A 21,826-nucleotide genomic window follows, 5' to 3' on the forward strand; every position below is an offset into this window, starting at 1 on the left:
ACATAAGATTCTGCAAATATAATTGATTTATTATGCTTTGTGATGAATTATTTATAACAAAAGAATCATTAAAAATAACGGAAATCCATAAATGTAATCTCAAAACAAATAGTATATTGCAATATCCTAAAGCTAATTTAACTTGAAATTAACACCCTTAATCAACCTACTTTTTCTGGTTACATCATTAAGTTTTGGGCAAGGAGTCTTCATAAAGGGCAAAGTTGTGGATGCTAACAACGCCCCTATTTCCTATGCCAACGTCATGATTGAAACCAATGGGTCTGGTGAGTTTGTAAAAGGAAGTGCTACCAATGATAGTGGTGACTTTGAGATTACAAATTTGGATATGGGTGCATATATACTTTCCGTTTCGTTTATTGGATATAAAGAAATAGTCAAGGAGATAAACTTGAGCAGCAATTTGGATTTGGGAGTAATGGTGATGCAGGAAGATTTACAAAGCCTGGAGGAAATCAATCTTACCTATAAAAAACCTACCGTAAAAAAGGAAGCCGATCGATTGGTGTTTGAGGTTGAGAGTACGGCCCTTACCGAAGGAAACATGCTTCAGGTTATCCAAAGTACTCCGGGGGTGCTAGTGGTAGATAACAGTATTATGGTTAAAAGTATGACACCTACGGTATATATCAACAACCGTAAGGTGAACCTATCATCATCTGAGCTTACCCAGTTGTTGGAAGGCGCTTCAGCGACCTCTATAAAATCTGTTGAGGTTATTACCAATCCATCCGCTAAGTACGATGCCGAAAGCGGAGTGGTAATTAACATTATTATGGGAAAAAACTTGGTGACGGGGTATAAAGGCAATGTGTTTGGTAATTTTACGCAAGGGGTATTTCCCAGATATAACGGGGGAATGGGGCATTATTTTAAGACTGAAAAGTTGAATGTATCTGCCAATTACAGTTATACCCAAAACAAAATCAACAGAGATTCTGATGAGGAAATCAATTACTTTGATAACAATCAGAATGTAAACCAGATTTGGGAATCTTCGGTGAATAGAAATACTTGGTCCAAAACGCATAACTTGGATGTGTATTTGGATTATATGTTGAGCAAGCAAAGTACTTTAAGCCTTTCGGCCAATACTCTTTGGATGCCAGATTTTGAATATAACATCAAAAATACCAGTGAGGTGTTCGACACTAATGAATCCTTGATGTATTATTTTGATGCTAATAATTTATCCTTTGATGAAAAGCATAATCTAGGGTTTAATTTGGATTATTTGCATTTGTTTAATGAGGAAGGAGAACAGCTTTCGGGGAATGCGCATTACACAACTTATGGTTATGCTCGTGACCAAAGTGTGAACAGCAATTATTATGATACTAACGATCAATTTTTGCAAGCCACCAGCTATAACACTTATAGTAATCAAAATACCAATATTTTCACTTCGCAATTGGATTATGCTAAAGGCGCTCCGGAAGTGTCAAGTTTTGAGACGGGACTTAAGTTTTCTAGCATTTCTACCAATAGTGATATTACGCAATTTGACGTTTTTGAGGGTGAGGAAACCTTGAATCCCGATAATTCCGATGCTTTTGATTACAGAGAATACATTTATGCCGGCTATGTCGATTTTTCAAATGATTGGGAGCTGTGGAGTTTGAATTTTGGTTTGAGAGTGGAGAAAACTAATTTAAAGGGAATCTCTATCACTAATAATGAAACGAATAAACAGGACTATCTAAGCTGGTTTCCAACCACAAGTATCAATTTCAAGGCTTCAGACAATTTAAGCCTTTATACCAATTACAAGCGTAGTATTGACAGACCTGACTACCAGAGTTTGAATCCTTTTAAACTTTATTTGAACGATAATACGGTAGTTGTGGGCAACCCCAAGTTACAGCCTGTTTTTATAGACCATGCCGTTATTGGCGCCTCTTTTTTGGATAACTATACGGTGGAGGCTTATTACAAGGTGAACAAGAACAATATTTACGAATTACCTACTCAGGATAACACTAATAACATTCTTACCTATGCTCCGGTTAATTTTGATAAAACCGTTGAGTTTGGTTTCGACTTTGTAGTGAATTTTTACCTTTCGGAACGCTGGTATCTTTATGCGGTGACCTCATTTTATAATGTTCAAGACGAAGCCACTTTTGGAAGTAATACCGTGATTTTAGATCAGTGGTCCAATTATAGTGAGTTGAGTAATAACTGGCAGTTTTTAAAGGATAAAAGTTTGAATGCCAACCTCAATTTAATTTGGGTGGGTAAGAATTTGCAGGGTTTTAGAATTGTAGAAGATAGATTGGTATCTAGTTTATCCATTTCAAAAACACTTTGCAAAAAGAAATTAGTACTGTCACTAACAGCTGAAGACTTATTCAATATGCAGGATATGGAAGATGCCACAAGATTTTTGAATCAGTACAATTCACGTTATAATGATGTGGACAGTCGCACTATAAAGGTAGGGCTGCGCTACAATTTTGGAAATACCACACTGACTTCTGAATCTGATACCGGTAAAGATCTTCAGGAACTCGACCGTTTGGGCACGCAGGAAAATTAAAATTTTCAGCAACACGTATTCATTGCTACAGTACTATTTTATTGGAATAGAAGCGGATTAGTCAAAAAGATGTAATTTTGCACCAAAATAGGCTATTATGGTAAAAATTGGCAATATAGAACTTCCTGATTTTCCGTTGCTTTTGGCACCTATGGAAGATGTAAGTGATCCACCGTTCCGTGCACTGTGCAAGGAGCAGGGGGCAGATGTGGTATTTACGGAATTTATCTCGAGTGAAGGGCTTATTCGCGATGCGGCTAAAAGTACCATGAAACTGGATATTTATGAGAAGGAGCGTCCTGTTGGGATTCAGATTTTTGGTGCCAATTTAGACAGTATGCTCAAAACCATTGATATTGTTGAAAAGTCCAATCCGGATATGATTGACATCAATTTTGGTTGTCCTGTAAAGAAGGTGGTGAGTAAAGGTGCCGGGGCAGGAATATTGAAAGATGTATGCTTGATGGAAACCTTAACTGCCGAAATGGTGAAACGTACCAATTTGCCCATTACCGTAAAGACTAGATTAGGTTGGGACCATGATTCCATTAGGATTGTAGAAGTAGCAGAACGTCTTCAGGATGTAGGTTGTAAGGCTATTTCAATCCACGGACGAACAAGAGCTCAAATGTACAAGGGTAATGCCGACTGGCGTCCAATTGCCGAGGTTAAAAACAACCCGAGAATGCACATTCCAGTTTTTGGAAATGGCGATGTAGATACCCCTGAGCGCGCTATGGAAATGCGTGATAGCTACGGTTTGGATGGCTGTATGATTGGTCGTGCAACCATTGGGAATCCATGGTTTTTTAAACAGGTAAAGTACTTTTTCAACACGGGGGAGCACTTAGCGCCTATTTCTTTGGAAGAGCGTGTGGAAGCGGCTAGACGTCACCTGCAAATGGCCATCGATTGGAAAGGTGAAAAGTTAGGCGTTTTTGAAACCAGACGTCACTATACCAATTACTTCAAAGGAATTCCAAACTTCAAGGAATACCGAACTAAAATGGTAACCAGTGATGATGCCAAGGATGTATTCGAGGCGTTTGATGAGGTGTTGGATCAGTTTTCTAATTACCAGTTTGTCTAACTAAAGCTTTCGATATTCTTCTAGAAGCAATTTTGGAAGCGACTACTCCTAGAAGTCCTACCGTTACAAATACCACAACAAAGTTGATAGGTTGTATAACTACGGGGTAGGGTAATGAAGGGGTAATCATGACCAAACTGAATTGCTGTTGCAATACCACTAGAATAAATCCAATCACAATTCCAGTGATACCTGCCAAAACCGTCATTAAACTTCCCTGAAGGAAGAAAATACGCTTTATGGCATTGGTAGGCGTCCCTAAATTAAAAAGGGTGTGTAAGGACTCCTTTTTGTCCAAAATCATCATGATAAGTGATCCTATAACGTTGAACAGGGCAATAGCAATTACCAAAGTAAAGACAAGGTATACAAACAAGTTTTCAGAGTTGAGCATTTTGTTGAGTGAGTCGTTAAGCTCTGTTCTATTTTTTATTATAAAACGGTCTCCAAACGTGTCGTTCAGAACTTGTCTTATCTGCGCTTCGTTGGCATTTGGATGTAGTTTTACCTCAATGCTGCTTACTTGGTTATCGTTGTAGTTCAGTAGAAATTTGGCGGTTTCCAAGTTGGAGTAGACATAGGTATTGTCTAAATCTTCATTGATTTGAAAAACTCCTGTATTCACAGCATTTATAGAATTGAAAGCGCCTTTTACAGAAGTAATTTGACCTGTTCCTGGTTTGGGCACATAAATTTTAAGTTGTTTAGCATAATCCAAAACACCCAAAGACAAACTGCTGGAAATACCCCATCCACAAACCACTTGGTCCGTTCCTTTTTCAAACCAAAATCCATATGCTACCATAGAATCCATATGGGTCACTTGAGTATAATGTTCGTCAACACCTTTTAGGGTGGCCAATTTTCGTTTGTTATCGAATTCCAGAATGACATGTTCTTCTATGATTTCGGAAAAAAGTGCTACACCTTCAATGGTGGAAAGTTCCAAAGAATCCTGTTCAGTAAATTGAAAGGATTTCCCTTTTGCAGGAAGCAATTTAAGGTCTGGATCTACATAGGAAGTAAACTGAAGACTAAAATCTTTCAAACCTGCAAATCCCGAAAGGACAATAAACAGGGCGGCTGATGCAATCACAATACCAGAGGCCGCAATAAGGGTCATGATATTGATGGCATTATTACTGCTTTTGGAAAACAGGTAGCGTTTGGCAATGTAAAGGGATACATTCATGGCCGTAATTTAAGGCGAAAAAAGAACATAACCGAAAAGTGGGTATTAAAGAAAAAACCACTCCGAGTGGAGTGGTCATGATTATGATTTTTTGCGTTTGTCCAAAAGGTCTGGATTTTCAATCGGGTTGTCTTCGCCTTTTAGGGACTGTTCAATACGGTCTATATATTCCAAAGAATCATCGATAAAGAATTCCAAATTAGGCATACGGCGTAATTGGTTTTTGGTGCGCTGTGCCAATTCGTGACGAATCAATGGTGTGTTGGAACGAATACCTTCCAAAAGTGCCTGACCTTTGTCGTTAGGGAAAATGCTTAAATATACCTTGGCAACGGATAAATCTGTTGTGACCTTGACCTTGCTTACCGAAATAATAATGCCTCTAAGGCCGCCTTTTGTGGCAGCGCCTTGTAATACGTCTACAAGATCTTCCTGTAAAACACCTCCAATTTTTTTCTGTCTTTGACTCTCTTCCAACGTGTTTAGGTTTTATAAATTAGGAAATACACTGCAAAAATAGAGCATATTTGAGGAATATCTTATTTTTAGTCCCATTAAATTTGACCTACAGATAGAAAACAAACTTAAAATGAATAAAATAGAACACATTGGTATTGCCGTTAAGGATTTGGAAGTGTCCAATCCTTTGTTTGAAGCCTTATTGGGTGTACCAAAGTATAAAGAGGAAACTGTTGAAAGCGAAGGGGTGAAGACCTCCTTTTTCCAATCAGGTCCCAACAAGATAGAACTGTTGGAAGCGAGTAACCCAGACAGCCCCATTGCCAAGTTTATTGAAAAAAAGGGGGAGGGGATTCACCATATCGCTTTTGCGGTGGATGATATTGAACAGGAAATTGCGCGACTAACTAAAGAAGGCTTTACAATTTTAAATCCAATACCTAAAAAAGGGGCAGACAACAAGTTAGTGGCATTTTTACATCCCAAATCCACAAATGGTGTATTGGTGGAGCTTTGTCAAGACATCAAGTAATTAAAAAAAGGTTTGCAGTATAATAAAATTAGTAGTAATATTGCACTCCAATTTCAGGTCCTATAACTCAGTTGGTTAGAGTATCTGACTCATAATCAGAAAGTCCCTGGTTCGAGCCCAGGTGGGACCACATAAATACTTTATGGAAGCGCTGTTGAATTATAAGATTTGCAGCGCTTTTTTTCTGCCCTGTATTGACCCTTGTTATTTTTTTAATTTTTTTGTGTGGTAGTTTGGGTTTTAGACTAGAGTGCCTGAACTTGACCTTAGGATGACCTTAGGATGACCTTAGGATGACCTTAGGATGACCTTAGGATGACCTTAGGATGACCTTAGGATGGTTCCTTGTTACGTTGGAATGATTTGTTTGGGTGAATTTGGTTTTGAATTCGTTGCTGTGTTTCCGTTTGGTTTTTTAATTGTAGACTTTTTTGGTTGGGCCTAAAATTAAATTAGATTTGTAGGATATTCTTTGCGGTAAAAGCAGGAATTTCTGTTAGAGTTTAGAAATGACGATACATTTTATGGTATTTATTGCTAATATATTGTTGGATTCTTTAAAATATTAATGAGGGGTCTGGCAGTATTTTTATGTCTTCTGTTATGTCATTGTGCTTCATCTGTTGATAGGATTGCAAACACTGGTGTTGAGGTTATTCATTTTGGAAGTGGGGGTGGTTTTACTGGTGAAACAGTTGGCTACACTTTAAATGCCAACGGTGCCCTTAGTAAAAATGGTGAGCCCATAGGTCGGTTGTGTGCAGAGAGAACATTGGCGTATTTTAAACAAGCAAAGGACTTCTCCCAATACCAATTCAAGCATCCAGGAAATATTTACAATTTTATAGAAATCACCTCTTCAGGTACTAGCAATCGGATTGTTTGGAGCGCAAATTCCGAAGGCATCCATAAGGATATTATTAACCTACATAAACAACTATTATTAGAAACTAACCTAATTTATGAAGAAGACCAATAAGTCTCGTTTGGCGGTTGCTGCAGCTTTACTTGCAACAGTTTCCTACGGGCAGTTACCACAAACGGGATTGCCAAATGTTGTCAATCCTTTTAAAACCCAAGTGGTTTCCAAATCATCCCCAAATACTAGCTTATCAAGTGGTTCATCCATTTCTAAAGGACATGGCTTGCTGAAGGTGTATAAGGGGTCGGTGCTTTCAAACTTTAAAGAGGTGCACATGAGCAGCGAGGAACTGAGCATGAACTTGGCATCTTATATAGGATTGAACGATGCTGTTTCCTTTCAGAAAATTGCTGAAAAAACGGATGCTTTAGGGGCTACCCATGCCAATTACCAACAATATTACAAAGGCGTCCCTGTGGAAGGGAAGGTTGTCATGGTGCATACCAAAGGTGGCAGGGTGTACTTGGTGAATGGACAAGTAGCGACCGATTTGGAATTGGATGTTGCCACTTCTATTTCAAAAGATGCTGCCGTTACTACAGCGAAGGCGTACTTGCAGGTCACTGAGGTTATCAACACCTATCCGGTGGAAACTGTAGTGACACAAGTGATTTCTGAAGAAGGACATATTTCCAAAGTCTCCTATAAGGTGCGCGTAGATTCGTTTTCGCCTCTTGTGATGTGCCACGTGTTTATAGATGGTGTCTCGGGCGAGGTTTTGTATAAGGAAGATTTAATTGCCCATGCAGATACCCCAGGTACGGGCCAAACCTATTACAGCGGTCTGCAGGACATTACCTGTGATAGTGATGCGGATACCTACCGCTTAAGGGAAGCGGGTAGACAGATTGAAACGTATGATGCCTCGACTGCTACTGGAATGAGCATTAATGGGCTAACGGGAACGACTGATTTTACCAGCAGTACTACAAGTTTTGAAGGTGTGCCTGAGCTTAAGGATTTTTCAATTATAACGGCCGGTAACGATTGGTGGACTGATGGCGGGGTAGACCTTTCGCAAGATTTCTACCTTATTGTTAAGGATGCTGATGGAGAGGTCGTTTATGAATCGGATTATTTTGTTGACAGTGGTTCTTCGCTACTCCTTGAAAATTTGAATGTTCCTTTAACAAGTGCTTCTTATACGGTGGAACTTTGGGATTATGATGCGGGCAATGCGGATGACCTTGGTGGCACCTATGCGCTCTCTATTTCTGCAGGAACCCATTCTTGGGCTGATAGTGTCAATAATGGTGATTACCTAATAGAAACTTCTGGGCTTCCAGAGGTTGATGCACACTGGGGAATGGAACAAACCTATGATTTTTATTATAACGTATTTGATAGACAGAGTTTTGACGGTTTAGGAAGTACCATAAAGCAATATGTTGGTCCGCAGGCAAGTCTTTTAGATGATATTTTTGGCACTTCGGCAGGTATGCCCAATAATGCCTTTGCGCTTGGACAGCCTTATAATATTATGGTTTATGGCTTGGGTGACGGGCAATACATGAACCCTGTTGTAGGGTTGGACGTTTTAGGGCATGAATTTACCCATATTGTGGTAGACCATAATGGCAATGGCGGCTTGATGTATCTGGGAGAGGCTGGTGCCCTTAACGAATCTTTTGCAGATATTTTTGGTGCTTGTACAGAGTTTTATTCTGATGTAAATGCCGATTGGTTAATTGGTGAAGAGGTTAGGGTTGGCGCTCCGTTTTTGCGCTCGATGTCTAATCCCAATGCGGGGATGCAGCCCGATACTTATAATGGAACGTATTGGGTAGATCCGGCTTCTGGACAGGATAACGGTGGAGTTCATACCAATAGTGGTGTTCAAAATTATTGGTTCTATTTATTGGCCGAAGGCGGTACGGGAACCAACGATCTTAACGATGCTTATGACGTAAGTGCCATAGGACTGGACAAAGCCAGGCAGATAGCCTACAGAAACTTAACTACCTATTTAACCGAGGGGGCTACCCATTTTGATGCTTATCTAGGATCTTTGCAGGCGGCCGAAGATTTGTATGGCAATCCTTCGTTGGAATATACCGCTGTTGAGGACGCTTGGTACGCTGTTGGTGTTGGGCCTGATATTGGACCTAGTTGTTATGGTACTATTACTTTAACGGAGCCTAGTGGTACTTTTAGTGACGGAAGCGGCACGGATGACTATGGCAATAATGCCAATTGCGTGTGGGTGATTGCGCCTCCGGGAGCCGAACAGATTAGCTTAAATTTTACTGCTTTTCATACAGAATTTGATTATGATTTTGTGTATGTATATGATGGGCCAGATGATAGTTATCCGCTTTTAGAAGTGTTTTCTGGAAGTACGCTTCCAGAAGAAGCTATTGTGACCTCTGAGGGCAATGGTACCATGACCGTGAAGTTTGCATCGGATATATATATTACCGCCGGTGGCTGGGAGGCCAGCTATACCAGTACCGGGGAGGCTTTGGGTGTGGACGACAACAGTATTGCCCATCATTTAAAAGTATATCCTAATCCGTCGACTGGAGCGTTTACGGTAGCCTCTAACCTAGAGGAAGAAGGACGCTTGGATATTTTAAATATTTTGGGTCAAAAGGTGTTGACTTCTATTCCGCTTAGGAGAGGGGTGACTACTGTTGGTGGCAGTGCTTTGTCATCGGGGACTTATTTCTTGAGCTATAGGTTTGGGGATCGGGTATCTGTTGGAAAATTGATTATCAAATAATTTTAACACCTATTCTTTTATATGAGAAAACAGGGCTTTGAGGCCCTGTTTTTTGTTTTTACATCCCCCCCTTAGTCCCCCTTCAAAGGGGGAGGGATTTAGTGTTTATGGTTTAAATGATGGGTTTTTAATAGGTCTTCTCCAAAGTCGTTGGCCTTATCTCTCCAAATGGTATGGATGTGGTTCCCTTTGTTTTGGTTATCGTATTCGATGATGAAATCTGGGCCATTGATAATGTAATAATGAGAAGATTTGCTTTGGTAGCTGCCAATCCAGGCAAAGTAAATATTGTCGATTCCGGATGTTTCTATTGTTGATAGAAATTCAGAGGCCTTTTGGGTTTCAAGGTTGTTAATGTATTCTTTAATTAATTGGATTAGGATTTCTTTTTGATTGGAATTTAAGTCTATGCCCTGAATGCCGTAGTAGGTTGTAATCCTGTGAGGATTGTTGGGATTTGTAATAATATCTTTTGGGACGTCTTGACTTAAGGTAGCTCTTTGCTGTTGTGATTCATTAAGGCTGTTAATAAGTTTTATGCCGTAATCCTCTTCTTTGCTCAGTACTCTTAGACCAACGTGTTTGGTGTAGGGTATCAAAGCTGGGTCTGCCCCAATAAACATGGGAGTAAAGGAAACATTTTTACTAGCTATTGTCATATTGATTGACAAATGATGGCCTTCAAATTTTAAGCTCCAAGGTGTTTCTGTACTTGGGGTTCCCCAGATGGAAATATAATAGTTGTTATAATCCCATTGCAGATCCCTAATTTTAGGTGCCATTTCGGGTTTTATCAGTTTACGCTTTACGGCTTCATCTATACTTGTGTTAAGCATGTCGTCCAGTTGCATGACGCTGGTAGTTTTTAAATAGCCTTGGGAACTGAAAATAGTAATTAGGAGTTCATGGAATTTGATTTTTGCATTATCAGAGAGCTCGCCATATTTTAATCCGGGCCGTTTGGCCAATCCCACAGGCAAGTTGGTCCATTTGGTGCGCAATGAGTCGTTAAATTGAAGTAGAATTTCTGCTTTGTTTTCTGTGCTTAAGGTTTCGATGAATTCGTTAGTGGCGACTGTTATTTCTTGAGACGTTTGAGAATAGCCTATTGCCACACATAGTGCCACCATCATGTTTAAAACGGTTTTCATTTTAGGTTGTTTAGTTGTTAACAGGATCCAGTTCGAAAAAGGTAAGCGCATTTTCATAGAATATTTTACGTTTATCCTCTTCATTCAAAAACTCAAAGCTGTCCAGTTTTTTGACACTTTTTTCAATGTTTTGAGGCCAATACATGGCATCGGAACCGAACATTACCCTATCCACGAGCCCTCCTTTTTTTGCTTTTCGAAGGAATTCTTCGGCATAGAGACCTGAGGGGTGGTTTTCAATCCAGAGTAAAGCTCCAAGACCACAATAGAGTTGGGGGTACATTTCCATTAAGGCTAGTGCTTTGTCATAAAATACGCCGCCAGAATGCATTAAATAGAGTTTTAGTTTTGGGTAATTGATCAAAACCTCTTCCGCGAGAAAGGGGTCGCATAGACTCAGTCTGAATTTTTTATATCTGTTGGAAATCCCAGGTGGGCCTGCTCCGGTATGCAGTGCTATGGGGATGCCCTCGCGTTCGCAGATTTTTAGATAGGGTGCAAATTTTGGGTCTGTAATTTTTAGTCCGTTGAACATTGGTAGAAACTCACCCCACACCTGAATTTTGCCTTCGTCGATTTGTTTTTTGAATTGTATGGTGTCAAACTTTGGGTAATTGTTGGATTCGTAGCCATTCAACATTTTTTCTTCCATGTCGGTATCGTACTGACCGCCACTTTTGATGGCATATACAATATTGAATTTTTTGAACTGTTCTCTAATTCCAGTTTTGAAATCCTCGTAGGAGGTTGGTGCTCCCGGTATTGGCCGGTAGCTGCTTTCTGTGTAGCCGTGGAGGTGTACATCAATGATGGGGTTGGTTCCGTCTTGGGCAAATAGTAGGGAGGGGATTGCAAATAGGAGGAGTAACCGTTTTTTCATGACTAAGACATTTGATTTTAGAATGCTGGCCTATTTAAAGTTAGTTATTTTTTAATTAAGCGATTGTTTGTTAGGTGTTTGTGTGGGTTTGTGTTACCCTTGGTCCCCCTTCGAAGTGGGGGTGGTTTGTGGCCGTTTTTGGGATGTCTAAGGGTTTCTATATATTTTATTTGCATATTAGGATGTAAGTGTTTTACTTATAAAAGAAATTACAATCAACCATACCGGCACTATTTTATGACCAACTATACCCTTATTGCCACTTTTGCCTATCCTTCGGAGTTGACTGTGGCCAAGACATTGCTAGAGGCCAACAATATTCCCTATCTTGTTAAGGATGAACTTACCGTACAGGTGCACAATTTCTATTCCAATGCCATTGGAGGCATAAAATTGGAGGTGCCTGATGCTCGGGCTCAAGAGGCGATTGATATCCTCATAGATTCGGGTTATGAGAATTTTGTGACCCAAAATGAGGAGCTGAGTAACGAGCAGCGTTTAAAACGGCAACAATATGCTAGGCTTTTAAAAATTATCATTTCGGTAATGTTTAGTTTGGGACTTGCTGTTGTGGTATGGCTGTTGTACTACTTAATCAGCCAACAATAGATGGTTGAGGTTGTTTGTCCGTATTGCAAGGGTAAGGATGTTTCAAAACCTTACTTCTCAAGAAAAGCCTTTGCCATTTCATTTCTTTTGTTGGGCTTTCCTTTACTATTAAAAAAGAAGGACCGTTGGTGCTTTGATTGCTCCAAAGAGTTTCGGTTGAAATAGGAAGTATATGATAGGATTGTTGTTAATTTCGGTCGTTACCCTGTTGTTTTGGATTATTGCAATTTTAAAGCCTAACGAAACGCAGAGTAAAGAAAAGGCGACTAAGAGAGATACTAAGTCTACAGTAGGGGCAGGGAATGCTTCCGAAAGTACTGTCGTATTATCTAGTGAGAAAACAAAAGAGGGAGGTCTTGTTTCTGCTGAAGAAGCCGAGGCGCAACTGGCGGCCATTGCAATTGCAGCCCGAAACGTTACACCAACAGTTATAAGTCCTAAAACGGAATCAACCCCTAAGGAAGAAGTGTCCCCTAAAGAAAAACTAGGCTCTAAAGCAGTGGTAACATCCGGTTTTGAGAATGGGAGGTATCGTGTGTTTCAGGAGTATGTTATTGATGGCAAGCACTACACTTATGGGTTTCCAAAATCCAATTGCCCAGATAAAAGGGTTTGGGTAGGTCTTGGAAAGCGGGAATTGGAGCGTATATCTATTAAGGAGACTAAAAGACGACTTAAGGGAAGGCCCATCCCTGTACTGGTTTATTACCGCAATGGTTTCGATAGGGATTTTAGCCTGCCGGATGATACCTATGACGAAGTTGATGATTTCGAGTTTGATTTTGACGATTACGATGATGACTTTGAATTTGATTTTGGGTATGATGACTATGATTCCGATGATGTTGGAGGCTATGATGACTTTGGAGGCGGGGATAGTTATGGCGGTGGCTACAGTGACTACGGTGGCGGCTATACTGATTCCGGAGGTTTTGATGGTGTGGCTGACTAGTTGCTTTCAGTCTAAAGGCATTCAAATAATTATTCTAAAACCGCTCCAACACACTCAATACCTCTTTTTTATAGCTACGGCTGATAGACAGGGCCTTGTTTTGAACGATGATTTCGTCGTTGGTAAAGGAGGCAATGTGCTTGATGGCGATGATGTAGGAACGGTGGATACGCAAAAACTTCTCTGAGGGCAGTTTGGCTTCAATAGCACTAATGGTTTCGCGGGTGACGATGGTTTGGTTGCCCAGATGTATTTTAAGGTAGTCGCTATAGCTTTCAATATAGGTAATGGCTTCAAAATCTATTTTTATCATGCGTCTGTCGGCCCTAACAAACATAAAGTTGGGTGCTTCTGTTGGTGCTGATGGGCTAGGGGTGTTTTGGGTATGGGTTTCAAAATAGTTGTTGACGGCCTTTAACAATCTATCAAAGGAAATGGGCTTTAGGAGGTAATCTACAGCTTGGAGCTCGAAGCCTTCTACGGCATAGTCTCTATAGGCGGTGGTAAAGATGATCTTGATGTTTTTGTTGATGGACTTGGCAAAGGCAATCCCAGATATTTCTGGCATGTTGATGTCCAGAAACACCACATCTACTTCCTGTTCACGAATGCACTGAAAGGCCTCGATGGCGCTGCTGCAACTGGCCACCACGTTTATATTGGGGATTTTGGACAGGTGGGTCTGGATGACTTCCCTGGCAATGGCTTCGTCATCTACAATGATGCAGGATATGGTGTTTTGGTTGTGCACGTGCTAGTGTAACTGTAGTTGTAACTGCACCTTAAAAATATCACTTTCATTTTGGATATGCAGGGTGTAGTTGTCTTTATACAATAAATTAAGTCGTTTTTTGATGTTTTCCAGTCCGATGCCTTTTTTGGAGGAGGTATGCCCTTTTTTATGGGTGTTGTCTATGTTAAAATACAGGGTTTGGCCCTGGCACTCCAAGTGGATGTTGATATGGAGCTTGCCTTGGTGGAGGGCCCCGTGCTTAAAACTGTTTTCAACAAAGGGCACCAATACCATGGGGGCCATGGTGAGGGTTTCGGGGATGTTGTTGCTGGTGAACTGCAGCTTCAGGGTTTCGTTGAAGCGCATTTCCTCTAAAGCGATATAGTCTTTAATGTGCTCTATTTCTTCTGTTAGAAGTACGAAGGGTTTGTCGGCTTGATATAACAAATAATCCAAGAGGTTGGAGAGCTTTAGGATCATTTCTGGCGTTTCGTCAGCCTTTCTAAGGGCAAAGCCGTACAGGGTGTTGAGGGTGTTGAACAGAAAGTGGGGATGGATTTGCATTTTAAGGTACTGCAGTTCCTGTTCCTTGAGCTTTAGTTGGGTTTCCAGAATTTGGGTTTGGAGCTTTTTGGTTCTTTCGGCATGTTCCAAATTAAGCTGCAAGAGTTTGTAGGCGCTTACCAAAATGACAATTAAATATACGCCAGAGGTTACCAGGATGATGTTTTTGGTAACGGGGTTCATCTCGTTGTAATTGAAGTGGGCCAGATAGATCAGGCTAAAGAAAATGGAGAGCATGATGAGGTAGCCCGAAATGATGAGCGTGTAGCAGCTATACAATGCAAATTTGCCGTATCGTTTGGGGATTAAATACTCTGGAATGAGTTTGTAAATGGACACGTAGGTGGTGGCGATGGTAATGGGCATTAAAAAAGCCGAAAACAGTAGGGCGTTGTGGAAATCTTTGCTTTGTGAGCCAAAGAAATAGGTAAAGAACAGCAGGACCAAGCACCAAAATAGGAGGTGCTTAAGGCTGCGCGCCAAGGCTTTTAAAAGGATTTGTTTTGAAAGGAGGCTGCTCATTACCCTACAATGATACAACACTTTTTGGCAGGATGGTTGCTTTTGTAGACGGATGACCAATTTAGCGGGGGATTCGACCAGCGGTTATATTGGGAGCTAATTTGGTTGTTCGTCGCATTTTGGATTATCTTGTGCCTGTATGGCGTAAGTTTGGGGTGTATTCATTCAAAAAACGAACGTTATGAACCCTTTAGCAATGTATGTTTTCAGTCGCTTTTTAATCTTTGGCTCTATTGTAGATCGCTTTAATGAAGGTGGACCGCTTATGATGTCGCTTATTTTAGTCTGTTTTGTGATGTCGCTGTTCTTTTTAGCGAAAGGCTTTATGGGCTTGAAAGGCCATTTGGAGCAGTCACAAAAAATGCTGCGTTTGGCTATTGATAGCAGCCTGTTGGGCTTGGTGATTGGCTTTTTGGGCTCCATTATTGGTTTGATTATGGCCTTTGATTCCATAGAAGCCATGGGCGATGCCGAACCTGCTATTTTTGCTGGTGGCTTAAAGGTGTCCTTGCTTACGGCTACTTTTGGCCTGTTTACCTTTGTGGTTTGCCGCTTGGGCATTTTGGTGTTGAGAGGTTTGATAGCCAACCAAGAGCCTAAGGCTTAAACTGCTTGTCTTCGCTTTGTTTTAATTAGAGCTTCTTTATTGTTTATGAGAATTTTTGAAATCCTCCTGTTGGCGGCAGTCACCCTATTGCCCTTTGTGAAGCGTCCTTTGCTGCGCCGAATCCATGCCGATTATCTCTTATTGTTTTTATGTGTGTTGTTGGCCTTGCACTTGATTGTAGAAGGGTGGCGCTGGCAAATGGTCCCGGCCTATGTGTTGTTGGTTCTTGTAGCGTGGCGGCTGAAGGCGGTGGATGGTTTTGCCTCTGTAAAGTTCTCTTGGTTTCGAGGGCTTGGATATGTTTTGTTGTGTTTGTTGTTGGTAATAGGATGGGTGTTGCCTATGGTATTGCCGGTGTTTTCGTTACCGGAACCGAGAGGCTCCTATCAAGTGGGGATGGCCTTGATTTATGAGCAGACCGATAGGGACGAAGAAATTACCGAAGACCCCAATGATAAAAGGGAACTGCTGTATAAGATTTGGTACCCCAGTGAGGCGGATATCACGAATATGAAATCAGAACCTTATGTGGACCAGGCAAGCCGGGCGGGGTTTGCTACCAAATACGGTTTGCCGCCAGTGGCCTTGGATTATTTGGATAAGGTGCAGACGTATGTATATCCGGGGATTTCGGTGGCTCATGGACGCTTTCCTGTGGTGTTGTTTTCGCACGGGTATGGTTCGAAGGCCACGGGGTATTATGCCTTGTTATCGGAGCTGGCCAGTCAAGGATATATTGTTGTGAATATGAACCATACTTATGAAAGTTTGGGTGTGAGCTTTCCGGATGGGCACTCTGCTTCTTTTGATTATGACTACCAAAGAAGGATTTCGGCCAATGCCATGGCGACTATAGAACCGATTGCCAACGCCTTTAAACAAGGATTGAATTATGAGGAGCGGCATCCTATTGTTAGGGAGGCTATCAAGGATTATTTTGAAGGCGCTATTCAAGAACGCTGGGCTCAGGATATGATAGGCACCATAGATTTATTGGAGGAATGGAATGCCAAAGGACCACTAAAAGGAGCCTTGGATTTGGAGCGGCTTGGGGTTTTTGGGCATTCGGTAGGAGGTGGTGCGGCAGGGAAAGTGGCCATGAACGACAAGCGCATAAAGGCAGCGGCCAATTTGGATGGGATTCAGTGGGGGACTATGATTGACAGCAGTTACCATGTGCCGTATCTTTATCTTTCTGCCGATTGGCCTGCAGAGCATGAAGATATCAATGCCCATGTGTATGCGCATAAGAGTCAAGATTTGTTTTATGAGTGCAAACTCCTACAGTCTGGGCATCCCAATTTTATGGATATTCCCTTTATGGTGCCGGTGCCCTCGTTGGCTGGCACTGGAACTATCAATCCTTATGAAGGCATGGAAATTACCAGTGCACTCGTCACGTCTTTTTTTGATACGCATTTAAAGCAGTTGCCCAATACTGAGCCTGAAAAGCTTAGTGCTATTTATGACTTGTTGGAACTGCGGGTTTATGAGGGAGGGGAAGCACGATAAGTTGTTTTTAGACTGAAAAGTTATTTGGGTTTGTTTATTTTTAGGTCGAAATGAAAGGGTAGGATTAGTTTTTGCCCTTTTGAAGATAACTCCTGTCATCTGTTAAATTTACTTAGCTTATGGAAACTTATTTCTCCACCAAACGAATTTTTTTATCCTTATGTGTGTTGGCTTTTTTATTGCAGTCTTGCAACACAGCCATCAAAACCAATGCAGGTGAATTGGAGCTAGTGAGTCTGCCCGATGGGTCCATTGCCTTGTTGAACAGTGATAGCTCTATTAGTTATGATGAGGGATTTGAGGAGCGAGCCATTACCCAAACAGGAGAAGTGTTTTATATTGTGGAGAAGGGCGCGGTGCCGTTTACGGTAACTACTGAATATGGTATGGTTGAGGTATTGGGAACGGAGTTTAATGTAAAAGCCACAGTAGAAGCTTTGGAAGTGGAGGTGGAAAAAGGCCTTGTGCAATTAAAAACAAGTCAAGCAGTAAAAGATGTAAAGCGTGGTCAAAAGGCTTTTCTGAAGGATGTTAAAAAGGGCGTTGAAATGGGCAAGGCAGAATTTAAACACCAACACTGGACCAAGCAACTTTCTAAAGATTTGAGGGCCTTAAAAAAAGAATTGAAAAAGGGCGGTAAGCAACTGCAAAAGGAGTCTCGCAAGTTTGGTAAACAGCTCAAGAAGGAGCTTAAGAAGATTGGGTAAACACCATACATTCCAGCTCCTGTTCTTTGAGAACAGAAGCTTGAACGTATCTTCTAGTATTTAAAATCAAAAAAGCTTAAAACGGTCTACCAAATTTTAACGCGCTCTTCAGGTGAGAGATATAAAGAGTCTGTAGGCTGTACGTTGAAGGCGGTGTAAAACTCTGGAACATTTCTCACGATTCCATTTACACGATAGTTGGCAGGTGAGTGTTCATCGGTGTTTATTAGCATGCGTAAGGCTTCATCTCTCATTTTGTTTCTCCACGACTGTGCATAACCTATAAAGACACGTTGATTTCCTGTGAAGCCATCCAATACAGGGGCTTCTTTACCATCTAAAGAGATATGATATGCTTTTAAAGCAATGGATAGGCCACCCAAATCTCCTATGTTTTCGCCTAGGGTGAATTCACCATTAACAAATACATCCGGTAGGGCTTCAAAGGCATTGTATTGGGCCACCAAATTTGCGGTTCGCTTTTTAAATTCTTCCTTGTCCTGATCGGTCCACCAATTGCGCATGAGCCCATCCCCGTCGAAGGTGCTTCCCATATCGTCAAAACCATGTCCTATTTCGTGGCCAATAACCGCACCGATAGCACCATAGTTGACGGCATCTTCAGCCTCCAAATCAAAAAATGGCGGTTGTAAGATGGCGGCAGGAAAGACAATTTCATTCAAGGTTGGGTTGTAATAGGCGTTCACCGTTTGTGGGGTCATGTTCCATTCGGTTTTGTCTATGGGTTGGCCTAGTTTGGCCAATTCCCTGTTGTATTCCATAAGGGCGGCACGATGTAAATTACCAAAAAGATCATCGGCTTTGATCTCTATATCGTAGGTTTTCCATTTGTCTGGGTAACCAATTTTTGGGGTGAATTTGCTTAATTTATCTAAGGCTTCTTTTTTAGTGTCGGCACTCATCCAGTCCAATTCCTTGATGCTTTCTTCATAAGCTTTAAGTAGATTGTCCACTAAGGTTTCCATTTTGGCTTTGGCTTCGGGCGAAAAATGCTTTTTCACATACACCTTACCTACCACTTCCCCAATGGTATTGTTTACGGTTGATACGCCTCTTCTCCATAGCGGGCGTTGTTTGGGAGTGCCGCGTAATTCGGTACTGTAAAAGGCGAAGTTTTGTTTGTCCATGGCTTCGTTTAAACGGGAGGCATTACGATTGATAATGCCCCATTTTAAATAGGTTTTCCAAGTGTCGAGACTGGTTGAAGTAATAATCTTGTCTAAGGCTTTGGTGTAATCCAACATGAGCACTCCTAAGTTTTTTTCATTTTGGACGCCAGCTTCTTCCAAATACCCAAACCAATTAAAATTGGGCATGATGTTGGCTAAAGTGTCCATAGGGAACATGTTGTATAAACTCTCCAAGTCCCGGGTTTTTTCCTTTTCCATCTGTTTGCTGGCCAGTTTGGTTTCTAGGTCCATGATGGTCTCGGAGGCTTCTTTTCCGTTGGTTAGCCCTGCTAGTTCAAACATTTTGGCAATATGGGCTACATATTTGGTTCTAATTTCTTTGGAGCGGGTATCGTTGCTAAGGTAATACTCACGATCAGGGAGGCCTAAACCCGATTGCCCAGTGTAAACCGTGTAAATGGTAGGGTTTTTTAAATCCTGATATACGAAAAGGCCTATGGGAACACTAATGCCGTATTTGTTGGCATAGGCAAAATAGGTGGCCAATTCGTCATAGTTGGTGATGGCGTCTACTTTATCAAATTCGCTTTGCAGTGGAGCGATGCCCAAATTGTTTCGGTTGTCCATATCCATATAGGATTTGTAAAGGTCGCCTACTTTTTGCTCGTCCGATCCCAAGGTAAAGCCATTGTTGGCCGATTCTTCAATGATAGTTTTCACGTTTTCCTCGGCTTCCTCATGAACAATATAGCCAATGCCATAGGAGGATTTATCGGCGGGAATTTCGGTGTTTTTAATCCAATTGCCGTTGACATAGTTCATGAAGTCATCTCCCGGTTTTACGGAAGTATCCATGTATTCTTTTAAAACTCCTGATTTTAGTGGCTCTGACGTTGTTGCCGTTTCTTTGACTTCGGTTTTGCAGCTGGTTATCAATAGGAAGGAGGCAAGGATTGTAAATGAGTGGATGATTTTTGATTTCATACGTCACATTTTAGGTTGGACAATTTTTTTAGAAACCAAACAATGTAGTGTTTTGTAGTTCAGGGGTTTAAATATAGGGTTTTTTGTGGATGTTTGAATGGAGAGTAGCTGTAAATGTTATGGTTATATACAAGTTACAGCTTTATGCGGGTTTCATTTTTAATTTGTCTGATTACAAAAGAACTTTGAACATGTGAAATGATATCCAAACGCGACATGTTGCGTAGGATGAGATCCTCGTAGGCCTTCATGTCTTTTAATAGAATTTTTAATAATAGGTCGTAATTACCGGCAATATAGGACACTTCCAATACATCGTCCAATGAATCTATATAAGCCTCAAATTTTTCAAAATCGGCTTCTTGATGTTTGGCCAAGGTAACTTGACAATACACAATAAGGTTTTTTTCGGCTAGTTCAGGATCAATTATGGCAACATATTTTTGGATCAATCCGCTGGCTTCAATCTTTTTCAATCGCTCATGAACCGGTGTAATCGATAGATTTACCTTTTCAGCGAGTTGTTTTATGGACTGTTTACTGTCGTTTTGTAATTCGTTTATAAGCATTCGGTCAATGTCATCAAGGCGTATCATGGAATATATTTTTATAGAGGGCTTCGATTTAAATAAAATTAGGCAGTAAATTCTTTTTGTGAGCCCATTTGTAGTATAATATACTGATTTTTTGGATTATAGTGTAAATAATTGCTTTATAATTATCTTTGTATCAGAAAATTATGGTTATGAATAGAATAGATGATGAGTTGCAAAGAATATCCAATAATACCAACAAATTTTTGGGGTATCCCTTGGCGAAGGACTTTTCCTTTCAGGAGTTTGCGCCTTTTTTGGATGTGTGTTTAAACAATGTTGGGGACCCTGAGTCGCCTTCTACTTTAGCAATTGATACCAAGGATATTGAAAAGGAATGTATTGCCTTTTTTGCAGACATCCTTTCCTCCAACATGGAAGATGTTTGGGGGTATATTACCAATGGTGGAACCGAAGGAAATTTATACGGTTTGTATTTGGCTAGAGAGCGTTTTCCCAGTGCCGTGGTATATTATAGTGAGTCTACGCATTATAGTGTTAAAAAGAATTTGCACTTGCTGAACCTTAAAAATATTGTGATACGCAGTCAGGAGAATGGAGAGATTGATTATCAGGATTTAGAACAATCTGTTATGTTGCGTCGGGACTTGCCTGCTATTTTCTTTTTAAATATTGGGACCACTATGACCGAAGCTGTAGATCAATTGGATGAAATAAAACGCATTATTCGTCAATATGCCATTAAGGACTATTACATTCATTGTGATGCCGCATTTTTAGGTAGTATTGCTCCTTTTGTGGACCCCAAACCAAAATTTGATTTTTCTGAAGGTATTGATAGTATTGCTATTTCTGGCCATAAGTTTTTGGGAGGTCCTATACCTTGTGGTGTAGTCATTGTGAAGCGCCAGCACCGTAACCGAATTGCCAATTCCATTTCGTACGTAGGTACTATGGATACTACGATTACGGGATCTAGAAATGGGTTAACGCCCCTCTTTATGTGGCATGTTATTAATAAGTTTGGAAAGGATGGCTTGGCCAAACGTGTACGACAATGTCAAGAATTGGCCGCTTATACCGAATCGCGGTTAAAAGCCATAGGAATAAAGGCTTGGAGGAATAACGATGCTTTAACAGTCGTATTGGAAAAACCTTCAGAGGTGCTGTGTAAGCATTATCAATTAGCTTCAGAAGGCGCTATAGCCCATGTTATATGTGTTCCTGGTCTTCAAAAATCTCAAATAGATGCCTTTGTAAAGGATCTTCAGCTTGAGAGATTAAAGGCTAGTTAGTATTGGCTGTACGATTTTAGTAAAGAATCTTTTTATACACACCTCTTCTTGATTCATCTGTAATCTGGAAGAGGTTTTGTTATTGTTGCGTTTTGGATGTCATTCAGCTCTTGTATGCGTGCTTGCGT

The 21,826-nt window shown here is 40.8% G+C and carries 19 protein-coding genes and 1 tRNA gene; 12 read left to right on the plus strand and 8 right to left on the minus strand.

The genetic code is table 11. The annotated features are described in order from the left end of the window. The first annotated feature begins 142 nt into the window (after positions 1-142). A complete protein-coding gene (locus tag RBH95_RS01110) occupies positions 143-2,560 on the plus strand; it encodes a TonB-dependent receptor domain-containing protein (RefSeq protein WP_307900899.1) in 2,418 nt (805 codons plus the stop codon). A 97-nt stretch (positions 2,561-2,657) separates the two neighbouring features. Further along, entirely contained in the window at positions 2,658-3,650 is a 993-nt protein-coding gene (gene dusB / locus RBH95_RS01115) for a tRNA dihydrouridine synthase DusB (protein WP_307900900.1), read from the plus strand. Here dusB and RBH95_RS01120 read toward each other — a convergent pair. Both RBH95_RS01120 and rbfA read right to left on the minus strand, forming a co-directional pair. After that, positions 3,631-4,842, minus strand: coding sequence for an ABC transporter permease (locus RBH95_RS01120; protein WP_307900901.1), 1,212 nt, complete (start codon positions 4,840-4,842; stop codon positions 3,631-3,633). The genes dusB and RBH95_RS01120 overlap by 20 nt on opposite strands. 81 nt (positions 4,843-4,923) lie before the next feature. Then, entirely contained in the window at positions 4,924-5,319 is a 396-nt protein-coding gene (gene rbfA / locus RBH95_RS01125) for a 30S ribosome-binding factor RbfA (RefSeq protein ID WP_307900902.1), read from the minus strand. A gap of 112 nt (positions 5,320-5,431) precedes the next feature. On the opposite strand from rbfA, the gene mce reads away from it, so the two are divergent. The 4 genes from mce (at position 5,432) to RBH95_RS01145 (ending at position 9,477) form a co-directional block, all read left to right on the plus strand. Beyond that, the gene (gene mce / locus RBH95_RS01130; RefSeq protein WP_307900903.1) at positions 5,432-5,833 is read left to right on the plus strand and encodes a methylmalonyl-CoA epimerase; all 402 of its coding nucleotides are present in this window, start codon (positions 5,432-5,434) and stop codon (positions 5,831-5,833) included. A gap of 56 nt (positions 5,834-5,889) precedes the next feature. Continuing rightward, positions 5,890-5,963: transfer RNA gene (locus RBH95_RS01135), tRNA-Ile, on the plus strand. A 438-nt stretch (positions 5,964-6,401) separates the two neighbouring features. Continuing rightward, complete coding sequence (locus RBH95_RS01140; RefSeq protein ID WP_307900904.1) at positions 6,402-6,812, plus strand: hypothetical protein; 411 nt, start codon at positions 6,402-6,404, stop codon at positions 6,810-6,812. Then, a complete protein-coding gene (locus tag RBH95_RS01145; protein ID WP_307900905.1) occupies positions 6,796-9,477 on the plus strand; it encodes a M4 family metallopeptidase in 2,682 nt (893 codons plus the stop codon). Before RBH95_RS01140 ends, RBH95_RS01145 begins: the two co-directional genes overlap by 17 nt. Before the next feature lie 98 nt (positions 9,478-9,575). Here RBH95_RS01145 and RBH95_RS01150 read toward each other — a convergent pair whose 3' ends face one another. Beyond that, the gene (locus tag RBH95_RS01150) at positions 9,576-10,628 is read right to left on the minus strand and encodes a DUF3500 domain-containing protein (RefSeq protein WP_307900906.1); all 1,053 of its coding nucleotides are present in this window, start codon (positions 10,626-10,628) and stop codon (positions 9,576-9,578) included. 10 nt (positions 10,629-10,638) lie between these two features. Next, a complete protein-coding gene (locus RBH95_RS01155; protein WP_307900907.1) occupies positions 10,639-11,508 on the minus strand; it encodes an amidohydrolase family protein in 870 nt (289 codons plus the stop codon). Between the two features lie 237 nt (positions 11,509-11,745). Between RBH95_RS01155 and RBH95_RS01160 the strand changes: the two genes are divergently transcribed. Together RBH95_RS01160 and RBH95_RS01165 are read left to right on the plus strand one after the other, a co-directional pair. Next, entirely contained in the window at positions 11,746-12,117 is a 372-nt protein-coding gene (locus RBH95_RS01160) for a putative signal transducing protein (RefSeq protein ID WP_307900908.1), read from the plus strand. Between the two features lie 172 nt (positions 12,118-12,289). After that, positions 12,290-13,069: a hypothetical protein gene (locus tag RBH95_RS01165; RefSeq protein WP_307900909.1), complete on the plus strand. Its 780-nt coding sequence runs from the start codon at positions 12,290-12,292 to the stop codon at positions 13,067-13,069. Positions 13,070-13,103: 34 nt separating this feature from the next. On the opposite strand, the gene RBH95_RS01170 is transcribed toward RBH95_RS01165, so the two are convergent. Together RBH95_RS01170 and RBH95_RS01175 are read right to left on the minus strand one after the other, a co-directional pair. After that, positions 13,104-13,820 carry a LytTR family DNA-binding domain-containing protein gene (locus RBH95_RS01170; RefSeq protein WP_307900910.1) on the minus strand — a complete coding sequence of 239 codons (717 nt, stop codon included), beginning with the start codon at positions 13,818-13,820 and terminating at the stop codon, positions 13,104-13,106. Between the two features lie 3 nt (positions 13,821-13,823). Further along, the gene (locus RBH95_RS01175; RefSeq protein WP_307900911.1) at positions 13,824-14,888 is read right to left on the minus strand and encodes a sensor histidine kinase; all 1,065 of its coding nucleotides are present in this window, start codon (positions 14,886-14,888) and stop codon (positions 13,824-13,826) included. Positions 14,889-15,069: 181 nt separating this feature from the next. Between RBH95_RS01175 and RBH95_RS01180 the strand changes: the two genes are divergently transcribed. The 3 genes from RBH95_RS01180 to RBH95_RS01190 all read left to right on the plus strand — a co-directional run bounded on the left by RBH95_RS01180 (position 15,070) and on the right by RBH95_RS01190 (position 17,714). Continuing rightward, positions 15,070-15,495 carry a MotA/TolQ/ExbB proton channel family protein gene (locus RBH95_RS01180; RefSeq protein WP_307900912.1) on the plus strand — a complete coding sequence of 142 codons (426 nt, stop codon included), beginning with the start codon at positions 15,070-15,072 and terminating at the stop codon, positions 15,493-15,495. Between the two features lie 45 nt (positions 15,496-15,540). Then, positions 15,541-17,007, plus strand: coding sequence for a hypothetical protein (locus tag RBH95_RS01185; protein WP_307900913.1), 1,467 nt, complete (start codon positions 15,541-15,543; stop codon positions 17,005-17,007). Between the two features lie 119 nt (positions 17,008-17,126). Further along, the gene (locus RBH95_RS01190; protein WP_307900914.1) at positions 17,127-17,714 is read left to right on the plus strand and encodes a FecR family protein; all 588 of its coding nucleotides are present in this window, start codon (positions 17,127-17,129) and stop codon (positions 17,712-17,714) included. Between the two features lie 86 nt (positions 17,715-17,800). Here the strand turns inward: RBH95_RS01190 and RBH95_RS01195 are convergent, their stop codons facing one another. Both RBH95_RS01195 and RBH95_RS01200 read right to left on the minus strand, forming a co-directional pair. Further along, positions 17,801-19,849 (minus strand): M13 family metallopeptidase, encoded by a 2,049-nt coding sequence (locus tag RBH95_RS01195; RefSeq protein WP_307900915.1) that lies wholly within the window; start codon positions 19,847-19,849, stop codon positions 17,801-17,803. A 134-nt stretch (positions 19,850-19,983) separates the two neighbouring features. Beyond that, a complete protein-coding gene (locus RBH95_RS01200; RefSeq protein ID WP_307900916.1) occupies positions 19,984-20,445 on the minus strand; it encodes an Lrp/AsnC family transcriptional regulator in 462 nt (153 codons plus the stop codon). 149 nt (positions 20,446-20,594) lie between these two features. Here RBH95_RS01200 and RBH95_RS01205 point away from each other — a divergent pair, with 149 nt between their 5' ends. Next, positions 20,595-21,698, plus strand: coding sequence for a histidine decarboxylase (locus tag RBH95_RS01205; RefSeq protein WP_307900917.1), 1,104 nt, complete (start codon positions 20,595-20,597; stop codon positions 21,696-21,698). Positions 21,699-21,826 lie beyond the last annotated feature (128 nt).

Origin of the sequence: Mangrovimonas sp. YM274 (assembly GCF_030908385.1) — a bacterium.
GTDB lineage: Bacteria > Bacteroidota > Bacteroidia > Flavobacteriales > Flavobacteriaceae > Mangrovimonas_A.

Bases quoted from the DNA above. Each gene is read 5' to 3' on its own strand.
- dusB (WP_307900900.1), top strand. From the start codon at position 2,658: ATGGTAAAAATTGGCAATATAGAACTTCCTGATTTTCCGTTGCTTTTG.
- RBH95_RS01120 (WP_307900901.1), bottom strand. From the start codon at position 4,842: ATGAATGTATCCCTTTACATTGCCAAACGCTACCTGTTTTCCAAAAGC.
- mce (WP_307900903.1), top strand. From the start codon at position 5,432: ATGAATAAAATAGAACACATTGGTATTGCCGTTAAGGATTTGGAAGTG.
- RBH95_RS01140 (WP_307900904.1), top strand. From the start codon at position 6,402: ATGAGGGGTCTGGCAGTATTTTTATGTCTTCTGTTATGTCATTGTGCT.
- RBH95_RS01145 (WP_307900905.1), top strand. From the start codon at position 6,796: ATGAAGAAGACCAATAAGTCTCGTTTGGCGGTTGCTGCAGCTTTACTT.
- RBH95_RS01150 (WP_307900906.1), bottom strand. From the start codon at position 10,628: ATGAAAACCGTTTTAAACATGATGGTGGCACTATGTGTGGCAATAGGC.
- RBH95_RS01155 (WP_307900907.1), bottom strand. From the start codon at position 11,508: ATGAAAAAACGGTTACTCCTCCTATTTGCAATCCCCTCCCTACTATTT.
- RBH95_RS01160 (WP_307900908.1), top strand. From the start codon at position 11,746: ATGACCAACTATACCCTTATTGCCACTTTTGCCTATCCTTCGGAGTTG.
- RBH95_RS01165 (WP_307900909.1), top strand. From the start codon at position 12,290: ATGATAGGATTGTTGTTAATTTCGGTCGTTACCCTGTTGTTTTGGATT.
- RBH95_RS01175 (WP_307900911.1), bottom strand. From the start codon at position 14,888: ATGAGCAGCCTCCTTTCAAAACAAATCCTTTTAAAAGCCTTGGCGCGC.
- RBH95_RS01180 (WP_307900912.1), top strand. From the start codon at position 15,070: ATGAACCCTTTAGCAATGTATGTTTTCAGTCGCTTTTTAATCTTTGGC.
- RBH95_RS01185 (WP_307900913.1), top strand. From the start codon at position 15,541: ATGAGAATTTTTGAAATCCTCCTGTTGGCGGCAGTCACCCTATTGCCC.
- RBH95_RS01190 (WP_307900914.1), top strand. From the start codon at position 17,127: ATGGAAACTTATTTCTCCACCAAACGAATTTTTTTATCCTTATGTGTG.
- RBH95_RS01195 (WP_307900915.1), bottom strand. From the start codon at position 19,849: ATGAAATCAAAAATCATCCACTCATTTACAATCCTTGCCTCCTTCCTA.
- RBH95_RS01200 (WP_307900916.1), bottom strand. From the start codon at position 20,445: ATGATACGCCTTGATGACATTGACCGAATGCTTATAAACGAATTACAA.
- RBH95_RS01205 (WP_307900917.1), top strand. From the start codon at position 20,595: ATGAATAGAATAGATGATGAGTTGCAAAGAATATCCAATAATACCAAC.